At 40.9% G+C, this 23,143-nt stretch carries 19 protein-coding genes; all 19 read right to left on the bottom strand.

The genetic code is table 11. From position 1 onward, the window contains the following. Positions 1-454: SDR family NAD(P)-dependent oxidoreductase (locus tag BLT77_RS16875; RefSeq protein ID WP_143026668.1), on the bottom strand; the 454-nt coding region annotated here is incomplete at its 3' end. A gap of 350 nt (positions 455-804) precedes the next feature. Continuing rightward, the gene (locus BLT77_RS16870; protein WP_090367574.1) at positions 805-2,223 is read right to left on the bottom strand and encodes a phosphomannomutase; all 1,419 of its coding nucleotides are present in this window, start codon (positions 2,221-2,223) and stop codon (positions 805-807) included. Between the two features lie 24 nt (positions 2,224-2,247). Then, a complete protein-coding gene (locus BLT77_RS16865) occupies positions 2,248-3,660 on the bottom strand; it encodes a mannose-1-phosphate guanylyltransferase/mannose-6-phosphate isomerase (protein WP_176819361.1) in 1,413 nt (470 codons plus the stop codon). A gap of 452 nt (positions 3,661-4,112) precedes the next feature. Continuing rightward, on the bottom strand, positions 4,113-4,997 hold the full coding sequence (locus BLT77_RS16860; RefSeq protein WP_090367572.1) for a GDP-mannose 4,6-dehydratase: 885 nt from the start codon (positions 4,995-4,997) through the stop codon (positions 4,113-4,115). Between the two features lie 75 nt (positions 4,998-5,072). After that, positions 5,073-6,116, bottom strand: a complete 1,044-nt coding sequence (gene gmd, locus BLT77_RS16855) for a GDP-mannose 4,6-dehydratase (RefSeq protein WP_090367586.1) — start codon at positions 6,114-6,116, stop codon at positions 5,073-5,075. A gap of 12 nt (positions 6,117-6,128) precedes the next feature. Further along, positions 6,129-7,247 (bottom strand): glycosyltransferase, encoded by a 1,119-nt coding sequence (locus BLT77_RS16850; protein ID WP_090367570.1) that lies wholly within the window; start codon positions 7,245-7,247, stop codon positions 6,129-6,131. Between the two features lie 13 nt (positions 7,248-7,260). Further along, positions 7,261-8,421: a glycosyltransferase gene (locus tag BLT77_RS16845; protein WP_090367568.1), complete on the bottom strand. Its 1,161-nt coding sequence runs from the start codon at positions 8,419-8,421 to the stop codon at positions 7,261-7,263. A gap of 24 nt (positions 8,422-8,445) precedes the next feature. Then, on the bottom strand, positions 8,446-9,003 hold the full coding sequence (locus BLT77_RS16840) for an acyltransferase (RefSeq protein WP_090367566.1): 558 nt from the start codon (positions 9,001-9,003) through the stop codon (positions 8,446-8,448). Continuing rightward, complete coding sequence (locus BLT77_RS16835) at positions 8,990-9,910, bottom strand: glycosyltransferase family 2 protein (protein WP_176819360.1); 921 nt, start codon at positions 9,908-9,910, stop codon at positions 8,990-8,992. The genes BLT77_RS16840 and BLT77_RS16835 overlap by 14 nt, the downstream gene beginning before the upstream one ends. A gap of 13 nt (positions 9,911-9,923) precedes the next feature. Continuing rightward, positions 9,924-11,129 (bottom strand): polysaccharide pyruvyl transferase family protein, encoded by a 1,206-nt coding sequence (locus BLT77_RS16830; RefSeq protein ID WP_143026667.1) that lies wholly within the window; start codon positions 11,127-11,129, stop codon positions 9,924-9,926. Then, positions 11,126-12,163: a hypothetical protein gene (locus BLT77_RS20095; protein WP_143026666.1), complete on the bottom strand. Its 1,038-nt coding sequence runs from the start codon at positions 12,161-12,163 to the stop codon at positions 11,126-11,128. The genes BLT77_RS16830 and BLT77_RS20095 overlap by 4 nt, the downstream gene beginning before the upstream one ends. Before the next feature lie 159 nt (positions 12,164-12,322). Next, positions 12,323-13,489, bottom strand: a complete 1,167-nt coding sequence (locus BLT77_RS16825) for a hypothetical protein (protein WP_143026665.1) — start codon at positions 13,487-13,489, stop codon at positions 12,323-12,325. A 4-nt stretch (positions 13,490-13,493) separates the two neighbouring features. Then, entirely contained in the window at positions 13,494-14,798 is a 1,305-nt protein-coding gene (locus BLT77_RS16820; protein WP_090367558.1) for a Coenzyme F420 hydrogenase/dehydrogenase, beta subunit C-terminal domain, read from the bottom strand. 782 nt (positions 14,799-15,580) lie between these two features. After that, a complete protein-coding gene (locus BLT77_RS20680) occupies positions 15,581-15,715 on the bottom strand; it encodes a transposase family protein (protein ID WP_090367584.1) in 135 nt (44 codons plus the stop codon). Between the two features lie 465 nt (positions 15,716-16,180). Continuing rightward, a complete protein-coding gene (gene wecA / locus BLT77_RS16810) occupies positions 16,181-17,242 on the bottom strand; it encodes a UDP-N-acetylglucosamine--undecaprenyl-phosphate N-acetylglucosaminephosphotransferase (RefSeq protein WP_090367556.1) in 1,062 nt (353 codons plus the stop codon). 272 nt (positions 17,243-17,514) lie between these two features. Then, positions 17,515-18,495, bottom strand: a complete 981-nt coding sequence (locus BLT77_RS16805; protein WP_090367554.1) for a Wzz/FepE/Etk N-terminal domain-containing protein — start codon at positions 18,493-18,495, stop codon at positions 17,515-17,517. Between the two features lie 149 nt (positions 18,496-18,644). After that, positions 18,645-21,362, bottom strand: a complete 2,718-nt coding sequence (locus tag BLT77_RS16800; protein WP_090367552.1) for an SLBB domain-containing protein — start codon at positions 21,360-21,362, stop codon at positions 18,645-18,647. Positions 21,363-21,693: 331 nt separating this feature from the next. Continuing rightward, a complete protein-coding gene (locus BLT77_RS16795) occupies positions 21,694-22,206 on the bottom strand; it encodes a transcription termination/antitermination NusG family protein (RefSeq protein ID WP_090367550.1) in 513 nt (170 codons plus the stop codon). A 333-nt stretch (positions 22,207-22,539) separates the two neighbouring features. Beyond that, positions 22,540-23,034 carry a transcription termination/antitermination NusG family protein gene (locus BLT77_RS16790; protein ID WP_090367548.1) on the bottom strand — a complete coding sequence of 165 codons (495 nt, stop codon included), beginning with the start codon at positions 23,032-23,034 and terminating at the stop codon, positions 22,540-22,542. Positions 23,035-23,143: the final 109 nt, after the last annotated feature.

Here is a 23,143-nt window from a genome sequence, read left to right as displayed (position 1 = left end):
ACAGGCTGATGGGGTGATCGACCGCATCGGTTTCACTGAAGGGCACCTTCTTGTTCATGCCGTACACCGACGAAGAGGAGGCGTACACCAGGTGCGGTACCTGTTGCTGACGACAGCCTTCGAGGATGGTCAGCATGCCGGCCAGGTTGGAGTCCAGATAGGCCATGGGGTTGTCGATGGAGTAGCGCACGCCGGCCTGGGCGGCGAGGTGGATCACCCGATCGAACTTGTCATTGGCAAACACCCTGGCCATGCCGTCCCGGTCTGCCAAATCCAGCTCAACGAAGCTGAAGTTCTCTTCCGGCACCAACAGCTCCAAGCGAGCACGCTTGAGGGCTACATCGTAGTAGTCGTTGAGGTTGTCCAACCCCACTACCTGGTGGCCCATGGCCAGCAGTCGTTTGCTGGTGTAAAAGCCGATAAAACCGGCGGCGCCGGTAACCAATACTCTCATAATTCAATGCCTGTATTCTAATTCTATTTTGATGCCCAATCGTCAAGATTGACTGAGCCTGAGCGGCAGGGCAAGTCCACGTATGTTCAGTTCTTGTTCGGCATCGACCTGGCGGTTAAAAATCACCTCAATCTTCGATGAATAAATGCACATAGTGTTGGCCTTAGCTGGGCCTCGATTACCGAAAGTTTGATCTGTGTTACTTCGCGCACTCACCCTGGCCTGAGCGGCCATCTAAAGTCTACTCTCAGCACGCTCCAGAATTTACCAATTTATTAATGGAATATATGACAACCAAATTTAGTCACAGCTTTAACTCGATAACGCTAAAGCATCCTAACAATAAAACGTCAGATTTCAGTGATTCTATCCAAGATTAAATCTACGTATTTTTTAGCACGACTATAGTTACTTGCTTCAGCATAACAACGAATTTCCGGTGCATTGCCTGATGGCCGCAAATGAACGATATCACCGCAATCAAAGGTAATCCGCATACCATCGGTGCTATCTACCTTTACAATAGTATTATCAAAGCCGAGGCTCCTAGCCAAAGCCTCAGTGTCTTCAAGACCTTTTGCGATAATTGCTTTGCTACGCTCGGTAGCAAAACCTTTAATTCGATCGCTATGAGTGATTCGGTTGGGCAATGCGTTAACTAATTCAGAAATCTTACCTTGCCCAACAGCCATGAGCAACATAAGCGCAGGTAGCAGAGCATCCCGTGTAGGCAAAGCCTTCAGTGATTTTCCGTTAATCTCAATATCAGAGCCTAATAGGTAACCACCATTAGCCTCAAAACCAGCAATTCGAGGAAAATCCGATAATCTGTTCAACTCTGCAATGACATAAGGGGAACCTATTCGTGTTCTTACAACATGCTTAAAGGAACCACATGCTTCGATAGCAGTATTACAGCTTACTGGAACAGCTAAAGCTTCGATCTGCAATGCTTGTGAACATAGTAGTCCAAGAATATCCCCTCTCAGCCACTCGCCTGTTTCATCTGCAATCATCGGACGGTCGCCATCACCATCAGTAGAAAAAATTGCATCAAATTGGTACTGCTGCGACCAAATCTTAGCTTTAGCTTTATCGTCATCTGACACGGCCTCAGTATCAATGGGAACAAACTGGTCACTACGCTCAAGCGACATAACTTCCGCCCCGAGTTTAGTAAACAGCTTAGCATATAGCTCTCTACCAGCACTGGAATGTTCATAAATACCGATGCGTTTTCCTTTTAACCAAGGGGAGTCAAATAAGGAAATATAACGCTCGAGATAAAAATCTGCAGCAACCTGGGAAATCTCAATTTCAGACAGCTTCTCAATGTGAGAAAAGCAAACCTTAGCCGACAGAATAGATAACTCATCAGCCTTAGATATTTCTCCATCAGGCCGGTAAAACTTAATCCCATTCCGGTCAAAGGGAATATGGCTACCTGTAATCATTATCGATGGGATATTTTCTTGCATCGCAGCATAGGCCAATGCAGGGGTAGGCACTACACCGTAGAAAACCGTTTCGATATTACATTCAACCAAAGCGGCCGCGCAAGCTTTTGCCATATCACAGCTACTTGGGCGATTATCAATCGCTAAAGCAATTCGCCTAACCTCATAAGACTCTTTCATCACCGCCACAAAGGCATGAGCGAAAGCTGCACATACTTCGGCAGTAAACTGAGTCACTAACCCACGTGCTCCACTAGTGCCAAAGGCGATACCACTATCAGCAATAACTTGTTTTGAAATAAGCTTTGTCATAGAGAAACTACCTTACCACTGGACTTAAGCATCAACACGACCGTAACGGTCTTCGAAGCGAACTATATCGTCTTCACCCAGATACGAACCGACCTGAACTTCAATCATTTCTAGCGGCATCTTACCTGGGTTCTCGAGAGCATGGACTACACCTACTGGTATATAGGTTGACTCATTTTCAGTAACCAAAATAGTTTGACCACCATTGGTTACCTTAGCGGTACCAGAAACTACAATCCAATGTTCCGCTCGATGATGGTGCATCTGCACACTAAGCTTTGCACCAGGATTAACCGTAATGCGCTTAACTTGGTAACGGTTACCATTATCTACAGAGTCATACTTCCCCCATGGTCGATACACCTCTCGATGCAATTTAGCCTCACGTCTCCCTGAAGATTTAATTTGCTCAACTATCTTTTTCACCTCTTGTACGCGGCTTTTTTTCGCTACCATGACAGCATCTTTGGTATCAACAACAACAATATCATCAAGACCTACTGTCGCAACGAGACGTTCATCACTGTGCACCAAGCAATTGGAGCTATCATGACTGATTACATCTCCACGAAAGGCATTATTGTTTTCATCTTTACTATTAATTTCCCAAAGTGCTGACCAAGAGCCAATGTCATTCCAACCAGCATCAAGTGGAATAACCACAGCATCATCCGTCTTTTCCATAACAGCATAATCAATCGATTCGTCTGCGCAGGCTAAGAACGATTCCTCATCGAGCCGAACAAAATCCAAGTCAGCCCTGGTGTTAACTAAGGAGTTACGGCACGCCTCTGCTATATCAGGACGATGTATATTTAGCTCCTCCAGATAGCGACTAGCCTTAAATAGAAACATTCCGCTATTCCAATAATATTTTTCACTAGCTAAATATTGCTCAGCGGTGCTTAAGTCGGGCTTTTCTACGAACTGACTCACCTCAAAACCATCACCAACAGAGTCTCCCCGCTGAATGTAGCCATAGCCTGTATGCGCACAATCAGGAACGACGCCAAATGTAACAAGCTTACCCTGCTCGGCTAACGGAAGCGCTCGTCGAACGGCCTTGACAAATGCATCTCCGTCTTGAATCACATGGTCCGCTGCCAATACAAGCAGAAGCGGATCCTGTTCATCTACTCTAGAAATTTCTGCTGCTAAAGCAATAGCCGGAGCAGTATTCCGACCTTGTGGTTCAAGAATAATCGACCCTAACTTGTCGATAGCACGCAATTGCTCTGCAACCATAAATCGATGAACTTCATTACAGATTGTCAGTGGAATAGAACAATCTAGTTCAGTAACTCGAGTTATTGTTTGCTGTAGCATCGTGCTATCATCCACAAGCGGCAAAAACTGCTTTGGAAACGCAGACCGAGACAGTGGCCATAAACGAGTGCCAGAACCACCCGCCATCACCACTGGTAAAATAGTACCCATAACTTTCCTTTAAAAATAAGTAGTTTTAACTAGTGGAGGGGTTATGTACCCTACCATTACGATTTCACCATCCAAATAACGTTGTTAAGAAAATGACTTATTACTGTGCAGCTATATTCAGGCCTGCATTAACACTTCCTGCTGCTTTACAGGCATTATCTATAACTCTGGTTATTATTTTTACGACAACCTTTGCCTTGTTGAATTGAACGCTCTATCTTCTTAAAGTCAAATAAGATCTTATTAGTTGTTTATAGAAATACACGATCTTTTACAATACTGAGCAAAGCAATACGGTTGATAATACTTGGCATGGTCTGAATTATCTAACATCGCCTTTTAAATTCTTTGTCGTAACCATCAATTATAAGATAGATGTAAAATCCCACGGTAACTTTCAAAGACAGACTCTTGTTGTATTTATTTACAGCAATTCCGTTTCTTTTGCACCATCATTTAGATAGGAACATATCAGACAATGTCTTCTCAATTTCTATTGACGGAGAAAACTCAACCAGTCTATTTAACTTGCTATTGTCTCCACATAAAATCTTTATTTCATTAGCTCTAACAAAATTTTGGTTCACTTTCACATCGATTTGATAACCTGCGATGCCCTCGATTTTTGATATTATCTCTTCCAAAGAATAAACCTTGCCAGAACACAAGTTGATCACATCGGATCTTAAATCTGATGTTAAAATCTTAACGTAAGCTTTAGCAATATCACGTACATCACTAAAATCCCTATATACATCGATATTTCCTAGCTCTATCGATTTTTTTCCTAACCTAAAGTGATTAATGATTTTGGGAATTAAAAATTTATCATCCTGGCCAGGACCGGTATAATTAAAAGGCCGAGTAATAACGATAGGTAGCTCTTCGAACCAGAGTTTCGACATATGCTCCATCGCCAATTTACTCATTGCATAATGGTTTACGGGCGAAGGCTGTGCTGACTCTTGGACTAAGCCAGAAACCTTAGGAGTACCGTAGACATTTGCACTACTGGACAAGATTATTTTCTTAATCGGTAACAACAATTCATGCACTGCTTCAAGAAAGTAAAGTGTACCGAATACATTTACATCATAGAAAGATTTTTGTTCAGAATGACCGACAAAAGACAATGCAGCTAAATGAATGATGTAATCAGGCCTTACTATGTCTAGACAACGTTTGACATCAAATTTATTTGTGATGTCACAAACGATCTCACCGTCTATTGCATTTTCTCGGACTAGACCTATTACTTCATAACCTTGCCGTTGCAATTCTTTTTTTACATACCGTCCAGTAAAACCATTGCTTCCGGTTAAAAGTACTTTTTCCATGACTTACCCATGAAGTTTATAAAGCTGTAGCCACATTAATATCTGTGGCTACAGCTAGCAACTGTCGAAGTTAGGTTAAAAAGAAAAGCCTTGTTCATTTCTCCGAAGGTCCGACTCAACCATCATCGAACAAAGTCCTTCTAATGTTGTTTTTGGCTCCCAGCCTAAGCTCAACATCGCCTTCTCCGGATTTCCTATTAGTAATTCGACTTCGGCAGGACGATAGTACTTCGGATTTACCCTTACAAGAACTCTACCCGAGGATTTTTCAATACCTACCTCGTTTTCTTCACTACCACTCCACTCAAGTTCAATATCCGCAGCTTTAAACGCCATTGTTACAAAGTCACGAACCGTTTCTGTTCTATTAGTCGCAAGTACATATGTATCAGGCTTTTCAGCTTGTAGCATACGCCACATGCCTTCAACATAATCCTTTGCGAATCCCCAATCACGCTTAGCGTCCATATTACCTAGCTCTAAAACTTCGAGCATACCAAGCTTAATTTTAGCTACAGAGTCCGTAATCTTACGTGTCACAAATTCTTGACCACGCAACGGCGATTCATGATTAAATAGGATACCACTGGTAGCAAAGATATCGTATGACTCGCGGTAGTTAATTACCATCCAGTGAGCATACAACTTCGCCACACCGTATGGGCTACGAGGATAAAATGGTGTCGACTCACGCTGTGGAATTTCTTGAACCTTACCGAACATTTCTGATGTCGATGCTTGGTAAAACCGGATTTTTGGATTTACTATTCGAATGGCCTCTAGCAAATTTACTGGGCCCATACCCGTAATTTCTGCAGTAGTAATAGGTTGCTCAAAAGAAACACCTACAAAACTTTGAGCGGCCAGATTATAAATTTCATCAGGCTTCGATTCGTGAACAAGTCTAATTGTCGATGATAGATCTGTCAGATCATACTCAACTAAGTTAAGGTCCTTGTGGTTTCTAATACCTAGTTCATCTAAACGCCAAAAGTTTACAGAAGAAGTTCTCCGAAAAGTACCAAATACTGTATAACCTTTCCCCAACAAAAGTTCAGCGAGATAAGCACCATCTTGACCAGTTATCCCAGTGATAACTGCAACTTTATTTTGATTCACTTTATACACCTATCAAATATTATCATATATCGTAATGAGGTCTTTTACAACTTTCTTTCTTTCAAAATTTTCTAAATGTTGCAGAGCATTTTTAGAGCATCTCTCATAAAAATCCACGTCTGTTAAGGTGTTAGTAATAGCTAAAGCCAACTCTTGAGAGTTAAATGGCTCGACAGTTTTCCCAGTGCTACCATCAACATTTACAAGAGGCACGCCGGATCTATCAAGTTTAGTTGAAATAACTGGCTTACCAAATGACATTGCTTCCAATTGAACAATACCGAACATTTCGCTACGATGAACCGATGGCAGACAAAATACGTCGCATAACTCATAGTATGCAGCAAGTTCACTTTGTGAAACTCCACCGGCAAAGAATACTCTGTCCATTAGATTTAGATCGCTAACTTTATTTCTTAGCTTAGAATCTAATTCTCCTTTTCCTGCAATAACAAGTATGATGTCTTTATCATCAACATACGACATAGACTCGATAAGAACATCGAATCCTTTATAATAAACAAGTCGTCCAACGGAAAAAATAATCTTTTTCCCTTCAAACTGAGATTTTAATGACTGTAACTTGGCGAAATCTATGGATTTACTAAGGGATTCCTTTTGAAAAATATAAGTGAGTTTTTTACTCTTATTTATAAAATGGTGCGAAATATCCGAGCCTTCTATATGCGCATCAGTTGCACCTAAAACAACATCAGATTTATTAACAATCCAATTTTGTAGAGGCTTGAAAAACCAACCCAGCACTTTTTGCTTAATAACATCGCTATGCCAATGTAAAACCAACTTACAATTTGGACGTGCGAAAAATATTGCTAGAAATGCAATAGGGTTCGGACAATGTACGCTAATGACATCGTACTCATTTCTCAGAGAAATCAACTTCCTTATATAACTAAAAGAAACAGAAGTAGAAGCGACCTTAAATATTGAAGACTGCCTATGCACTGTGTAGCCATTGACATTTTCTACAACAGTTTTATTAGAATTGTTCAGCGCAATTACATCTGTCTCTACTCCGGCCTCATTTAAAGCTTCGACTAATTCATAGTTTACATTTTCAATCCCGCCAAAAACGGGGGGATAATACTTACCTAGATGAAGAACCTTCATAATTAAAACTCATTCAACAATATTCTTTAACATCTTCAAAAAACTCTTTTCTCTTTTCACTTAACTTTGTGATGTTATATTTTTGTGAATTAGAGAAGTTATTTTTAGACATATAGTCGCACTCTTCATTTGACAATGATAAAATTAGCTTATGCGCACCTTCGAAATCATCAATATTAAAAATATATTTATCTTCAATTAACTCCGACACGCCAGAAACTCGACTACAAATGCAGGGAAGAGAATTAGCCATAGCCTCGATTACCACTCTGGGCAACCCTTCTCTTCGAGAAGTGAGAACAAAGATATCTGCCATTCTATATATATCTAGTTTAGTTTCTTTATCTGAAATATACCCTTTAAATGACACTCTATTTCTAATACCTAACTTTGTAGACAAATCTTTGTATTCATCAAGTAATACACCGTCACCTACAATAATCCCATGATAATTCTGAGGTAACAAAGCTACCATTTTAAGAAATATATCAAGACCTTTGAATGGCCTATCCAACACTCCAACAAATAATAATCTGATAACATCAGATTCACCGTCGACTTGTTTGGAATTATAATAAAAGTCATCTTCTATTGAAATGCTACTGTATTGATAATCAAACTTATCACTTTTTATTTGATTTTTTCCTAACGTGGCGCTTTGAATCTCTCTCTCTGTAACAAATGAAGCAAGGCAACATTTTTTCATTTGAAAACTAAAAATTCGGGGTAGAACAAATTTTAAAATGGTGCGAACTATTACATTTTCACTAACACTTTTGGCTTCTTGAAAAGGATCCGCAACTACTTCACAGAAAAATTTCGCGTTAATCAAGTAGCAATACAGACTCACCGCATAAGCCAACATGCCAGGGGTTCGAATTATTATTCGCTGACATTTGTACTTAGATAATATACGGAGAATACAAAATGCTTTAAAAACGCCGACCCCGGTAGTGTAAATTGGGACCATTGAAAGGTTTTCTCTACAAACAAGTTGGTAGCCTACAGGTAACTTATTAGTTTTTTCTACTCGACATAAGACATCAACTTGCTCAAACTCATCTAAATATTTGTCGAAAAAAGCACTATCTTCAGTGCCTTTAACATAATAATCTCCGTTATATTCTAAATAACGTCTTTCAACAGTTAACAAAAGTTTGTTAGAAACCATCATTATTTGCTTCCAAAAATTTAGTTTTCAGTCTCTTATTATCTTCACACATTCACCATTTCTTTTTAGTAAATGGTCTTCTGGAACTACAGAGGAGACTACGCATCCTGCAGAGATAACAGAATTATCACCGATCGATGCCCCTTTCAACAAAATAGCGCCAGTTCCAATCCAAACATTGCGCCCAATTTTCGTAGCTTCTGTAGAAAAACCTTGCGTCGATACAAACTCATTCTTTGAAAAGTTATGATTGTGATCATATATCTTTACATTTTCACCAAACAAGCAATGACTTCCAATAAAAATTGAATCTCTACAATTTATACTTACACCTTGGTTGAAAAAGACGTTACTCCCAATATTTAGCTGTCCACCAGTTACTCTTATGCTTAGATCTGTTCGTGATTTGAAAGATCGACCAATAACTAAGTTTCCATTGACCAATGTCAATTCATGGCGCCTATCTATATATGAAGTGAATACATTCTTAAGTGTGTAATGTTTCCCAAATTGAATTTTACCAATCAAATACGCCAGAAAAAATCTCAGCCTGGAAAGAACAGCTAATAGATTACTTATTACCATTTCTAATCCGATTTCTGAAGATGTAAAGAGCTTGAAGTAGCGGGCTAAATTTCGACAAAAACAAGGCCACTACTCTAATAGAGTATGGAGTACACAAGTTTCCAGCAATAATTTTTTGATATTCCTCTGCATTACCATTTCTAATGTAGTAAATACATAGTCTTAATAAAATCTTATTTTTTGCCTTTATGGCGTCTAAATTATCAAAGTTCTCTGTGCATTTGTTCCAAAATGGTTGATGTTTTGCAATTTCTTTCTCGAAAGACTCGACACCGCTAAGACTGCCTTCGCGCTGTCTTCGCAAAGTCAAAAGCTCATTAACAAGCTTCATTTCCGTAAACTCAAGAGACTTCATTAAAAAATAGTGGTCTTCTCGATAATTTAGTCCTTCATCAAAACCACCGATCATATCAAAAACACTTCGCTTCATTAGTATGGTGGGAGTGTTCATTACAATTTGACCGTAGAAAAGCTTTGAAAGGTTCACTTTTCTATTCTGTGATATTTCCTTTTTGGAGTTATATAGACTTTCTAGCTTGTCATTACAAACTATCACATTTGTTAAAACTAATCCGGATTTACTACCCTGAATCATTGAAAGTTGTCTACTTAACTTTCCGTCAACCCAAACATCATCAGAATCAAGAAAAGCTAAATATTTTTGAGTTGATTTTCCAACACCATAATTTCGCGCAGAAGCAGCACCACCATTAGGTTTATGATAGTATAGTATGTTAACGTCTAGATACTTTGAAATAATTTGTTGACACTTTTTTGATTCCGTCTCACTAGAACCATCATTAACAACAATTATTTCAATACCTTCAATTTTTTGACAGATAACAGAGTCAATTGCATCTGTTACATACTTAGAAGAGTTGTAAAAAGGAATAATTACACTAATCAAAACAATCTACTCACTATATAATCTGTTTAGCAGATTTAATTTCAACTTCTGACAGAGCTGAAGATACTCTTTCTCTAAAGTCTTTGATATCTAACAAATCAATCTTATCAATCAAATCAATAACTTTATTTTTCAATTGAACTTTTGGCCATAATTCTTCATGCCCACACTCGATAATATAGTTTTCAACAGGAAGTTCTCCAATTACACCTTTGAATTTTATACTGTAGGACAATGGAATTGTCGGTGTCAAAGTCTGCAAAGCAGAAACACAAGCGTGCATCCTTCCGGAAATAACTAATCTAGACCTAGATATCAATTCCCTAGCTAAAGCTGCACTAATAACTTGGTCTACAACAATAAGACGATCCTTTACCCCGACTGGTAGTCTTTTAAGGATAGAATCAATAGCCTTACGATCATCGGAAGTGTCACTAATAACATGAGCTAGTAGCATTACCTTTTCATTTCTTTCATGAAGTTCATTTATTAAATCAACCCAATTGGAAATATAATCATCTCGCTTATCTGTATAGGATTTCCATAGACCTGACGGAACTAAAGTAATGTACTCTGAGGCGTAATTCAAAATCAAATCAGCTTGTCCTACGACGTCTTTACTTCCCTGCTTAGGAAGGGGAAGGTATGCTAAATCTTTTGAAGACTCCACATTTGTAAGACCAATTTCTTTAATAAGGTAGTTCTTACAGTTTTCATCACGAGTGTAGATTTTGACCTTATCGAATACAAATCTTGCTAATCTAATTCTCCAGCTTCTAAACGGTCCAATAGTCTGGCCAACGAGAGTTGTATTTATACCCTTCCATGTTAAGCTCAAAATTTTTATAAATTCAATAACTAGAGCCTTAATAGAATAATACTCAGAAAAATCATCCCCCCCTAACTGGACAACCTTGTCAACTCCCAAAGCCTTAATGGATGAACCAAATAACACAGAGTATTTCAAGTATTTAAATAGCTTTAATATATTTGAGTCACCTTCGCAATCAGGACGAAGCTTGACTCCAAGTTCGTTAAAGCTTTCTATTTCTTCAACTCCGGACTCAAACTTTATTCGATTTAAACCATTTTTTTCTACATTATCTACAATGAAAGATGCATTCGGATTCTTTTCTTTGCATTTGGCTATATAAATAGCCACCATCATTAACGCACCGTAATTCATGGTGTTGCTAGCGCGCATAATTAAAATTTTCAATTTTTACCTCTAAATCTATTTTTCAAATAATCGTCATAATAACAAGCTGCTATGTACGCTAGAGAAACTACATTTACATATCGGTAAACGTTATGTGTCAATGATAATGCTACAATGATAGTTATGTAGTAGAAATCATGAAATTTGACTTCTAATTTTTTTCTACGTCGATTCAAAAACAGCAAAATTACTACAAAATTGGCCAGAATTAGTGGCGACGCCAAACTAATTCCCTCATAAAGTATATCAAAGCTTCTTCTGACATTGGCGACTACCGTTTCCACGTACACATTAGAAAAGAAGTATAAAATTGCATCGCCTTGAGATACGGATTTTAATGCTTCATCAAATACTTTGTTACTTTCTCCGAACCTTCTAGAACCAAACATCAGTTTCATCGGATATGAAAGACTAGAGCTGAAAAACACATAGAGAGCAGAGATTGATGAAAGTAGTAAAATTACGAATCTAGTTTTAGATGTGCTTATCCAATTATGCACATAGTACAAAACAAGCATAAACAAAAGCAAATCTGGCCTTGAAACAAAAACTAGTACTGATGATAGTAAAACACCAACAGTGCTTTTCTTTAATCCAAAAAACAGCATTAATATCAAACCTGATATTGACATTGATTCTTTTAGAATAAAGTAACACCAATATATACCGAGACAGGCGATGCCAATAGTCAGCAAATCTTGTAAATTGTAGTCTCTCTTTTTGCTATTTAGAACTGTTACCCAAGCAAAATTATATAAAAATAAATTTGTGGTTCGAAAATAATTTTCACCTACAGTATAAAAAAGAAAGTTTACATACTTACCAAAAAGCAGAGACGTCTCCCCCTGAATATACGTCAATTCATCAGGAAAAAAGGGGCTAAACTCTCCTCCAAACTTAAAAGTATGGAAATAACCTAACATTAAGAATAAATAGTAGATATGGCTAAGAGATACAAATAGGATGCTTGCCGTACTGCGGGAGATATAGAGAAAGAGTATAAATGAAACCACTATCACTGCGAAGTCAAACATTAAACAAATTCCCACACCAATCTATTGTAAATCATATAGCGCCGCATCCGACAAAAACCACGGTATTAAATCCGCCCACCTATTATACCTTTATCTATACACTGATGAATATCCGGCACCAATTTTAAACTTAATCGATCAACAATAGACACCTTAACACTAAACCCACCTAAACTTTTCTACACGTACAGTTAAAGATATCCCAATAATTAATTTAGTAATCCAAAAAAGCAGGAAGCCTGAAACGACAAACAAAAGCGAACCCTTATCAGATCCTAATGCAATTAATACCAGATAAATCACTATTGGTATAATATTAAGAAGATTAAGCGAAAGTAACTGCTTATTATTTGCAACAGAGACTATTACCAAAGCAAATGGTTGGTATAATATGTATAGGATGCCAGCGGCTATAATTAAATTGACTTCAATATTTGTAAACTGATATTTTCCATCATAAATAAAGTCACATATAATAAATGCTAACTTAGAAAAGACAAACCAACAAGCAATTGAAACAATCACTACCGGAGTTACAAATTTCTTTTTGAATGAAACTAGCCTTTTTTTGGATAAAATCGGCATATAGTACTGAAAAATCACCCCAGCAACTATAGGAAACGGTAGGTACATTTGAAACAGTATCACAAACTTTGCAAAGTCGACACTTTCAAAGAAGCTCGAAACCAACAGTTTATCTATTGATCGAACGAGCAACATAGAGCCAATAGTGACAAGCATGTTCAATTCATATATGGTATCAGTCCTCGCTACCCATGAACTATTTTTTAAAACTGAGCATTTAGGATTGAAATTCATGGTAAGAATGAAAAATAGAGCAGCTACAAAAAGCAGAGCTAATTCTAAATAGAAATTATCTAAACCATAAATAAGAGCCAATATGAAGATGAAGGAAACCGAAAGTTGTACACTCCTCTCACTGAACACAGCTAACGTTGGCATTCCTAAAACCCGAAAATAGGCTGCAGCAAACCTTAAACAAGTGAATGCTAAGCAACTTAGAAATACAAAGAGACAGCTGAGACCATCACTTTCATAGAAATAAAATGTTATCAAAAAGCAAACTAGAAGACCAAGACTTAATTTTCGCCTATCCAATTTGTTAACACTTCCATCGCTCGATATCCCTCCTTTAAGAATCCCATAATGCTGCCCCATTAAGCATACTTCTAAGACTACAGGAACGAAATACAAGAGGTACGCAACCTTGGAAAAGCTATCAACTTCAAGATGTACTGATGAAAAAATTACTACAGAAAATGTTAATGCAGTTAAAGAGAATGATGAAAATATATATTTTAACACTAAATTACCTAGCAATCTTGATCAACGCACCATGAATCTTTGATAGTAATGATACGCAAAGCTCAAATAGCCTGAATGTAAACTTAGATGCTCGAAAATAATAATGAAGATCACTAAACCTTCTCATGAACATTCGATAGGTGTAAATTACCTTCCTGGAGCGGCTTGGATTGACCTTTTCGAATCTACACTTTACCTGATGTCCAGATATAAGCGACATCACTTCATTTCTCACATGAATTCCTTCGCGCTTATGGCGATATCCGCCCGCTTGTGCTGTATATAAATCACTTTCAGAAATGGTATCTAAGTATAGTCTTTCTTGTGACGAATTTATTATATCTAAGATAACTTTGCTTCTAACAATTAGGAGATTCGTTCCCTTATCGTCAGCCTCATATTTCGGAAGCCACGCATCTCCAATAGAAAAGTCGGCCAGTTCTCCACTAACGTCTTCACAGAAGTCACATGACTTGTACTTAAACATTCCCAGGCCCCAATTAGTGCCTTTGATTTTTTGTCTAAATTCCGTGAACTTCCCCTTTGAAGTGGTCACTTCGGTTTTATAATTCGATGACTTTTCACTATCAGCCTTGAGCCTAAAATCTATGTCTAACAACTCGCCGTGGTCAAACATAATCGAGTCTGCAATATATTTAGAATATCCAGAAGTTTTCAAATGACCACAATATAATGAACCAACAACTTTAATGCGTTTCCTTATAACTTCATCTACTTCAATGAGGTTCCTGACTGCTCTTACAAAACACGGAACCGCGATTATAGCAAATAATTTATCACTGCATGATATAATCTTTAAAACCTCATCCATAGTTACTGGATAGTATTTTGAAGATGCTCCTTCAATCACCTCATTTGTTGAGTTGGAAATCGAAAACTCAAATAATGAATCATTTTTTCTTGATTTTTTTACATGTACAACTGAGTCCACTATTTTTCTAGTGATTAACTCAGAAAGCAGCCAACTACCTATTCCACCAGAACTCCCAGTATCTCGATATGTTTTTTCTTTTACGTATCCGGCGTAGGAATCAATGTAACGACCAACTAAATTCTCGCTCTCTGAAAGATCTATTTTCTTATCTAAAGAATTTTCAGAAAAAGGACAAATCTTATTTAGTAATGTGTAATCGTCATCACTGAGTACTCCAACAATTTTTGGAGTTATCTGCCCATATTTGTTTTCTTCCATTTTTATTTTGCTGGACTTTGAATATGCACACACTCCACAGCCAGAACAGATACCTTTATTTACAGCGCTTTTGAAGTTTATATATTTTGCAGTCATCTATGAGTTACACTATCTTTTGATATGTAGAAGTTACCTACGGTTAAACTAAAGTTAAATCATATAATTAGATCAATGAAACCTGCTGATTAATCGGCAGCATTTTTCAAACAATTAATTTAGACGTCCCCATACTAAAGAATGCTCCTATTCAGTTAATTACCTAACAAACAGGCTGATTCGATCCAGTAAAACTGAACACAGAACTAAGTACTCAAGGCAAAAACATGAAAAAATCATGCAACCTCAATCACCCTTGAAATATATCGTCCTGGACTTTGGCGTTTTCTCTTGATGCCAGGCATTCATGGAGCTTTTCTTCCTTAGCAAATTCAGCGCTACCTGCCTAATAGACGCCTTATTTTCAGCACCTTCTCCGCGACATGTCCAACAATCATCCTCATACATCGCAACGTCCAGGCACCAATGCAAACTCGACTCAACTCCCAAGTGCGCGCGTGCAGCTTAACCAAACTACTTAGCACTTAGCTCCGCTGAGCTAATGTAGTAACGCACTGCAATATCTGTAGCGTGACCTGGCTCAGGTCTAGCTGAGATGGTGATACCAATACTCTTCATACCTTTCCACTCAAACGATAAATCAAAAAACTAATCAAGGATTTTGGAGACTATGTACTGGCGAAGTTCCTCTCGACCGTGTGCAATCACGTGTGTAATGAAAATATCTGCATCAGTCTTGTACAATTGAAGGAATTTCGAGGCTCTGAAACGCCTGATGCAAAAGCTCTTGATTACGATTGACCGCAAGAATATAGTCCGCTTCACCGTCGATTATTTGCTCTGCAATTTCCCATAGGCAAGCCATTGCATCCACCAATTACAGCGCAAACGGGCAGGAATATAATGTTGTACAGCTTATGAGTTATTTTCCACTCCTGACGTGGATCTTCAATTATTGAAAAGTGGTCTTAGAAATTCGAAGCAGGTATTGTCGGTCATCCGTTTCTCATACTAAATAGAATAAGATCACATCTCCGTCTTGTTAATTGTCAAGATCATTTCCGTGCGGTCATAAAGTGTACTTTTATGCTTTTGCCCAGATCTTCTGTGCCGACTCGATGTGACAGGATTTATCCACCAACTACCGGTTCATTTCCCGGAACATCCTCTAGGCTACAAGAGCCGGTAAAGCCGAAGCGAATAGTTTAAGTATGCATATTGATCTACTAGGGCCTATGCGTGTTTCGCCCGCAGCAATGTTGAATTTTTTCAACAACCCGTCTCAGTGACTCAAACCCCACTGAGACGGAAAATGGTCAATTTGAGACAGTCGATGTAGCACTAGGCCCCATGAAACTTCGGTATGGCTTAGTTCCCAGTTGAGATCCCAGTAGGTTAATAGTTTTTTATAAGAACCTAAATCACCCTATATCTCTGTCAGCTAGCATTCGAATTCGCTTGACGATTTTCCAGATATTTTGAATTGAATAACTGTAAACTAAGTATAATAGAATAAAGCTAATAAACATAACCCACTCAGGTATTGCCATACTTTCTGCTACAATTCCAGCGCATACGATCACTGAAGCAAAAATGGTAATCAACACCAAAGATTGCCTTTGAGTCAATCCTGCGCGCATGCATATATGATGCAAATGATTGCGATCGGGTTTAAAAGGGCTTTGACCTTTACGTACTCGGCGGAACATGATCGCTGCCATATCCATTAACGGCAATGCGATCACCCATAACGCAGTAACAGGTCGAAATGCTACAGAGTCACCTTGTGAGCCGTATACCAACAACCAGACTACTGTTAGTCCAATGAGCATAGAGCCGGCGTCACCCATAAAAATCTTTTTCGCTCTGCGATTTGGCCAACCTAAATTAAAGGTTAGGTAAGCACAAATTGCTGCAATGAACAAAACGGGTAAGATCCAAGCAACATTGCCCGCTTGTGCAAAAAGAATAGCTAAGCCACTAAAGGTTACGATACTCAGCATGCCCGCTAGACCGTCAATACCATCAACCATATTAAAAGCATTGATAGCTCCAATCACCGCAACAATCGTAATCAAAATCCCAATATGACTCAGATGTAGCTCAAACAAACCAAAAATATTACCCAATGATTCTAAATACAGCCCTGCTCCAAAAATCATAATACACGCAGACAGCGCCTGCACGGCCATGCGATAAGACACTTTAAGGTCATGTCTATCATCCAAAACGCCTAACAATAGAATAATAGCAGCTGACAATAGGTACAAATTCAATATTTGGTTATGAGGCAAAAATATCATAATTGCACTCATGACACCGATGAAAATAGCAATACCACCAATCAATGGTATAGCACCATCATGGTGTTTGCGCTCATTAGGCTTGTCAACAAGCCCAACTCTATAAGCCAATGGCTTGGCAAGTCGCACACTGGAATAAGAAACAATGAATGTCCAGAATAGAATAGCAAACAGTTCCATGTTTATAATTCCTTTGATGTTTTAGACATTTGAAAATCAACCTTATTACTGAAAATCAAAAAGTATAGTTAGAATTCGAAAACAATCTTTATTTGGCGTTTATTAAACCAGAACAACTTTAATTTCACGTTATTCAACAACTTATCTAATTATAGCTATTTTCTCAGTTAAATCATAAATATAAGATCTATAAATAATCCATATAGCATTTTCCAGATTGATCCGCTAGAACTTTTGTATCTAAAAATAATTTTCCCATTTACTAAAAAAGGTCAACTTTTCTTTACGAAGTGACGTATCAAAACAATAAAGACACCTAGCATTCCACCCAGTAATGTCGTTAGTACACAAATCAACGCTCGTTTTGGTCCAGTCTTTTCTTCGGGCACTACTGCAGGATCGATAGTTTTAAATGAAAATTCTTCTTCTAGCTCCGATAGCATCAGCTGCTTGGTTTGTTCTTCAATCAATTGATAAAAAACAGTCTGCATCTCTGTTTTCGCTGTTTTCTCTAACTGTTTAACAAGATAATTAATATTCCTCTTAGTATCTGCCAGAGATTTGTCTTTCATCCAAGCATTCAGGTCTTCAACCAAGAGTGTTGCCCACCGCTGTGCGATTAGAGGTGAATGATGAGTAACAGTGACAGTAACCAAGCCCGTATCCTTAGCTTGAGAAATGCTCATCACTTCGTTTTTAAACTCTTCATATGACTCCCACTCCGAAGGCTCAACACTCTTTGGCGGCTCTACGTCTCGTATCCACACTTCATTGTCTGAATCATACAGTTGGCCGTCTAAATTTAACTTGCCTGTATCTTGGTTCCAGTTTTTGCTAGCCATTAATGGCACTAACAAATTATGTTTATTAATAAAATAGTTAATAAACTGTCTGGACTCCAGTGTAGCAAGAGCAATCGCGGTGTCATCACTGCCACCGCTATTAAGGTTAATTCCAGCGAGTGATGCTAAGCCTCCAAATTGAGCTGCCATTCCTGCTAATCCGGATTGGCCATTTTGTGATGCTGGCACCAACACAGTTTCTGATTTATAGATATTAGGTTGTAAAAGACTATAGACAACACCAGATACAGCAAAAAACGCTGTTATCAATATTATTAGCCACTTACCAGCCCAAATAGTAGAAAATAACTCTCGCAAATCGATTTCGTCATTAGCAAAGGTGGCATCCTGATTTCTGGTAGCCACTATGCTCGAGGTAGTTTGATGATGTTGAGTTTGTTGTTGAGTCATATTTTTAATCTAGTCTGTTAGACACCAATTTTCGCCTTCTAGTATTAGACCAGAAGGCGAATAAATATCAAGCTATCAACAGCTTTACACCTAACTCTCTTATTAAGCATAAAGCTATTAAGAAAACAGCAGAACATAGAAGACCTGATTTACAATATGTTCAAAGCTGATAATGCAACGGCAGAGTTGTAAATAATGTTTGTCACCTGGCTCCAAAGCGTTAAGTTATCTTTGTAGTTGGTATCCAAAGGCACAATTACGGTATCACCGGGCTTCAGTGACTGCTTTCCACCAAACCAATAAGAGTTCTCTGGAAGCATTACTGAACCATCGGCACGTACGACGTAAGTTCTGTCATCATCGGCGCGCTGTGTGGTGTTGCCAGACATACGCATGTAATCTTTCAGGCTTAAGGCAGTATCGAAGCGATGGGAGGTTGCATGCTGCACTTCGCCCATGACTGCCACTACTTGGCGCATTGGTGGGATGTACAGCAGGTCACCGGCTTCAACATTGAAGTTGCGGTTCAGCTCTGGATTCATGATCCCGTCCAGATCAATCACCAAGCGCCCTACTGGTTCAATTTGCTCAAGCTGAGTCAACATAGCATCGGTATCGGCTACCGAGGCGAAGGATCCTTCTTGAGACAAGGTGCGGTTGGCAATCTCTTTTCGAAGGGATGAAGTAACACGCTTGATCTCCAAAGCTTCCTGCTTCTTCATCGATTCACGGGTAAAGACAGCCCCATACAGGTAGGCGTACTCAGTAAAGCCTCCGGCCCGCTCAACGACATCAGCCAGAGTTTCGCCACGCTGGATGATGTAGGTGCCAGGGAATCGCACTTCGCCTCGAATCTCGATGGTTTCGTTGGCGGCCCATGCCGGCTTAGTCAGCACATTCAAGCGGTCTTTGCTGACCAGATTAAGGTTCTGATCCTGGTCACCATCCATCGCCTTGGCCAGATCCACGTTCCAGTGCTCAATGTGCATGCCCTGTACATTGTCGTAGTAGGTACGGGACAACTCGGCATTGAGCAGGTAAGCGCTCTCTTTCAAGCCACCGGCCAACGCAATCAGATCCATGACCTTGGCGTCTTTAATCAGCGGGTAGTTATCCGGGTAACGAACGTCGCCGGTAACACTCACCTGCGCAGAGCGGGATTGAGAACGTGATTGAGACTGCAGCTTGGCCAACACCGGGAACAGCAGCTCCCGGCGGCTCATTTGGTCTGACAACTCAATCAAATTAGGGTGGTTGAACAGCCCCAGCAACATCAGGTTGGCCAGAGCCAGGTCTTTCTCTTTATCCGCGCTGGCAGACTCGATCACCGCAACGCCGGCAACGGAGTTCATTTGCTTCTTGTCGCTGATTTGACGAAGCTCTTCGTCTTCCAGCTGCTGGCTGTTTTTTTCAGCCAGGTATTGAAGGGTCTGGTCCTTTTTCACCAGAGTAAAGAACTTGCCCAGTTTACGGCGATCCAGTGCCTCATCACGATCGGCAAAGACAATGATTTTATCATTGGCGTTCAGGGGCAGATCGTCGGCGCCGCCTTTAGCGGTGATCGCCTGCAGCAGATCAAAGCCTTTCACCTCGATGTCGCCATCGATGCTGATCTGACGAACCACCAGCGCCACATTGGTGTCGCTGTTCCAGGTCAGGTCGGCTTTCACTGAGGCCAAAACGTCGCTGATACGAATGCCAGGGTACCACTGGTACTGGCCAGGGCGGTTCACCTGACCAATCAAGGTAATCGAACCGTTGTACTCGTTAGAGGTGGAGCGAACCACCAGCTCATCGCCACCCTGGGCCTTAAGTGACTGTCCTTGGTTGCCGGTAAGGTCTACTTTAAGCACCTCTTTCAGGTAGTTACTTCCATAACGCTCAACAATGGAAGCAGCCGGGTAGGCGCCGGGTTTAACCCCGCCAGCCATGGCCACCACCTGTGCCATGGTCTCGGTGCCTTTCAATTCATAGATAGCCGGGCGCAGCACTTCGCCGGTAACCGCAATGGTTTCGCCAACTGGCGGCACAAACACCACATCGCCAGATTGCAGACGTACGTCGTTGGAGGCATCGCCCTTCATCAACAGGTCGTACACATCGAAGGTCGCCACCAGTGCACCGGCGCGCTTAACCTGAATGTTGCGCAGCGAGCCAATGGTTTTAAGGCCGCCAGCCACAAACAGCGCCTGGGATACGGTAGACAGGCTGCTGACGGTGTAGGAACCGGGATTATAGGCATCGCCGGCAACGAAGATGCGAACGGAGCGAAGCTCACCCATGCTGACGTGGGCGGTCTGGCCAATCATCTTTTCGGCAACCACGGACTTAATTGCCTGCTGCAGTTCGCCGTAGCTCATGCCGATGACGGTGATGGGTTCCATACCCGGCACATGGACGTTACCAAGGCGGTCCACACTCAGTTGAAAGCTCTTGCTCTCTTTACCGTACAACTGAACGTTAATGGTATCGCCGGGGCCGATGCGGTAATCCGCCGGCACCGGAATATCGGAAACCGGCGCAAAGGTGGTCGGCTGGCCGGCAAACAGCTCGTAGCCGAACGGCTTTAAGCCTTTGACCGGCGCCACGCCGTGCACTTCGGCTTTGGATTGGGGAGCAACCTCTCTGGGGGTGACAACCGGCGTTGCCGGCTGGGCAATCGGCTGGGAGGCGCTGGCTGAACCGCCAAGCATGGAAGGGTCGATGCCATACTGCTGCGCCAAACGGCGCTGCTCAGACAGGGGCAGCTGCTTAAACTGTTCCATCATTTGAGGAGTTACAGAGACCGCAGCAGCCTGGAAGGCACTGGCTGCCATCACCAGACAAAACAGTGACGTTTTAAGTGTATTAATTAATGAGCGTTTCATGTGTCCGTATCTGAATAACGTACCGCAGGCTTCGTTGCGAAGGCCGCAGTCAATGATGAGAGAGCGAGTTGGCGGGAGCCAGTCGCTTACTGTCCCAAACCTGATACCAAAGGCAGCACAGGCACCCCAAAAATATTGTGCAAAGCACTGTTTAAAAAAGCAGCACCAGTTAGCAACCACTAACCAATAAGCCTTTGTTTTAATTTGAAAAATAAAAACAAAAAGGTTTTCTTTAGATATAGCTCCGCCCATACCTTCTGGCTGGTCAACACCACTAAAGAACCTGATTGTCATAGCGACAGGGCCAAGGCCCAGCTAAATATAAAGCGGATTATGCGAAGCGATCGCCAATAGCCAGGTCGTTCAAGTTGGCTTCCACCATCTGAACCTGACCCAGCAATTCCAGCAGCAGTTTACAGCGTTTACGGCCGACAGTCTCATGGAATATGGCCTCGACCCTTGCAAACGGTCCCTCTTTAATCTGTACCCGCATTCCGGTTGAAAACTGAGGTTGATTCAACTCAGACACCTCCGGCTCCGTGCGCGCGCAGCGCTTGCGCAGTGCCCGTACCAGCGACAACTCAACCGGCATCACTTCGCCACAGGTCTTGATGATCTGAGAGGCGGCAGACAAAGAGAGGATGTTACCGACCGACTCCTGATAGGGGTCGAAACGGACAAACAGATACCCAGGAAACAGCGGCGTAGGCTTAGCTACGACTTGCCCAGGTTTACAAGCAGGAGTAAAGACAGGCACAAACACCTGATAACCACGACATTCCAACTGTTGTTGCAGCTGTAACTCGGCGCGAGGTTTACTGCGAAAAAGATACCATCCCAACATGACTATTTGCTAACGCCCGCGCTACCACTCGAATTCGATTCAACGTCGATACTAACAAGAGTGAGCAGGCGTGTCCGCTTCAATTTTTGGTTTAACAGCATACTTTTTCAATCCATCAACAAAATGAAAAACAGCAGTTCCCAACTGCTAAAAATTCCTAACTCAGAACCAATGGATTACACCAGTATTTAAATTAGGATCGTCTAATCGGTTATTCACCGATATACCACTACGACATTCCATCTTGTTATCTTTCTATACGCGTAGCTAACCACGCATGCACATAGTGTCGAGCGTGGATACAACATTCAATCACTTATCTGTAAGCCTTTGTCAGCGCTCCAGTGCCGTCAGCGGCACCTCGATAAGCTGTTCCTGATTGATGAGGGTGATTAACAGGCGACAACGCCTATCATCGGCCATCTCATGAAACAGGGCTTCTATCTGGTTGAAAGCACCGTAGCTGAAACGAACGGCGTCTCCAGCCTTGGGCACATTCGGGTCTGAGTCCAGCACCAACTCTGGGTTAGCCTGGCACCGCCTGCGAAGCGATACCACCAGCGTTAGTTCTACCGGCCGTATCTCTCCGGTAGTGCGAATAATGTCAATCATGCCAAAGAGTTTCAGTACCGGCGCAAACGAGGCGCGGTAGGGATCCAGCCGAATAAACAGGTAGCCGGGAAACAGAGGCGACATGATAGCAGTATCGTGCGGGCGACTGCGTTTCAGCACTTGCGGCAGAAAGGTACTGTACCCCATTGCCTCAACTTGCTTGGAAACGGTCTGTTCGGCGCGAGCTCGAACTCTAAATAGATACCATTGGAGCATAAACGTTCCCTGTCTACTCGGTGCATCATTGTCCGAAGGGCATTCCTTGTCGCTTCGGGAGGTGGGCCAGAAACGGCTGGCCCAGACCCACCATACTGCCACGCTTAGC

Source organism: Ferrimonas sediminum (genome assembly GCF_900100175.1).
In the GTDB taxonomy this organism is placed as follows: domain Bacteria; phylum Pseudomonadota; class Gammaproteobacteria; order Enterobacterales; family Shewanellaceae; genus Ferrimonas; species Ferrimonas sediminum.
The sequence above is the reverse complement of the archived record's forward strand: the minus strand, read 5'-3'. Positions and strand labels throughout refer to the sequence as shown.

Coding starts and splice junctions, on each gene's coding strand:
- BLT77_RS16870 (WP_090367574.1), bottom strand. CDS start 2,223: ATGACAAAGCTTATTTCAAAACAAGTTATTGCTGATAGTGGTATCGCC.
- BLT77_RS16865 (WP_176819361.1), bottom strand. CDS start 3,660: ATGGGTACTATTTTACCAGTGGTGATGGCGGGTGGTTCTGGCACTCGT.
- BLT77_RS16860 (WP_090367572.1), bottom strand. CDS start 4,997: ATGGAAAAAGTACTTTTAACCGGAAGCAATGGTTTTACTGGACGGTAT.
- BLT77_RS16850 (WP_090367570.1), bottom strand. CDS start 7,247: ATGAAGGTTCTTCATCTAGGTAAGTATTATCCCCCCGTTTTTGGCGGG.
- BLT77_RS16845 (WP_090367568.1), bottom strand. CDS start 8,421: ATGATGGTTTCTAACAAACTTTTGTTAACTGTTGAAAGACGTTATTTA.
- BLT77_RS16840 (WP_090367566.1), bottom strand. CDS start 9,003: ATGGTAATAAGTAATCTATTAGCTGTTCTTTCCAGGCTGAGATTTTTT.
- BLT77_RS20095 (WP_143026666.1), bottom strand. CDS start 12,163: ATGTTTGACTTCGCAGTGATAGTGGTTTCATTTATACTCTTTCTCTAT.
- BLT77_RS16820 (WP_090367558.1), bottom strand. CDS start 14,798: ATGACTGCAAAATATATAAACTTCAAAAGCGCTGTAAATAAAGGTATC.
- wecA (WP_090367556.1), bottom strand. CDS start 17,242: ATGGAACTGTTTGCTATTCTATTCTGGACATTCATTGTTTCTTATTCC.
- BLT77_RS16805 (WP_090367554.1), bottom strand. CDS start 18,495: ATGACTCAACAACAAACTCAACATCATCAAACTACCTCGAGCATAGTG.
- BLT77_RS16800 (WP_090367552.1), bottom strand. CDS start 21,362: ATGAAACGCTCATTAATTAATACACTTAAAACGTCACTGTTTTGTCTG.
- BLT77_RS16795 (WP_090367550.1), bottom strand. CDS start 22,206: ATGTTGGGATGGTATCTTTTTCGCAGTAAACCTCGCGCCGAGTTACAG.
- BLT77_RS16790 (WP_090367548.1), bottom strand. CDS start 23,034: ATGCTCCAATGGTATCTATTTAGAGTTCGAGCTCGCGCCGAACAGACC.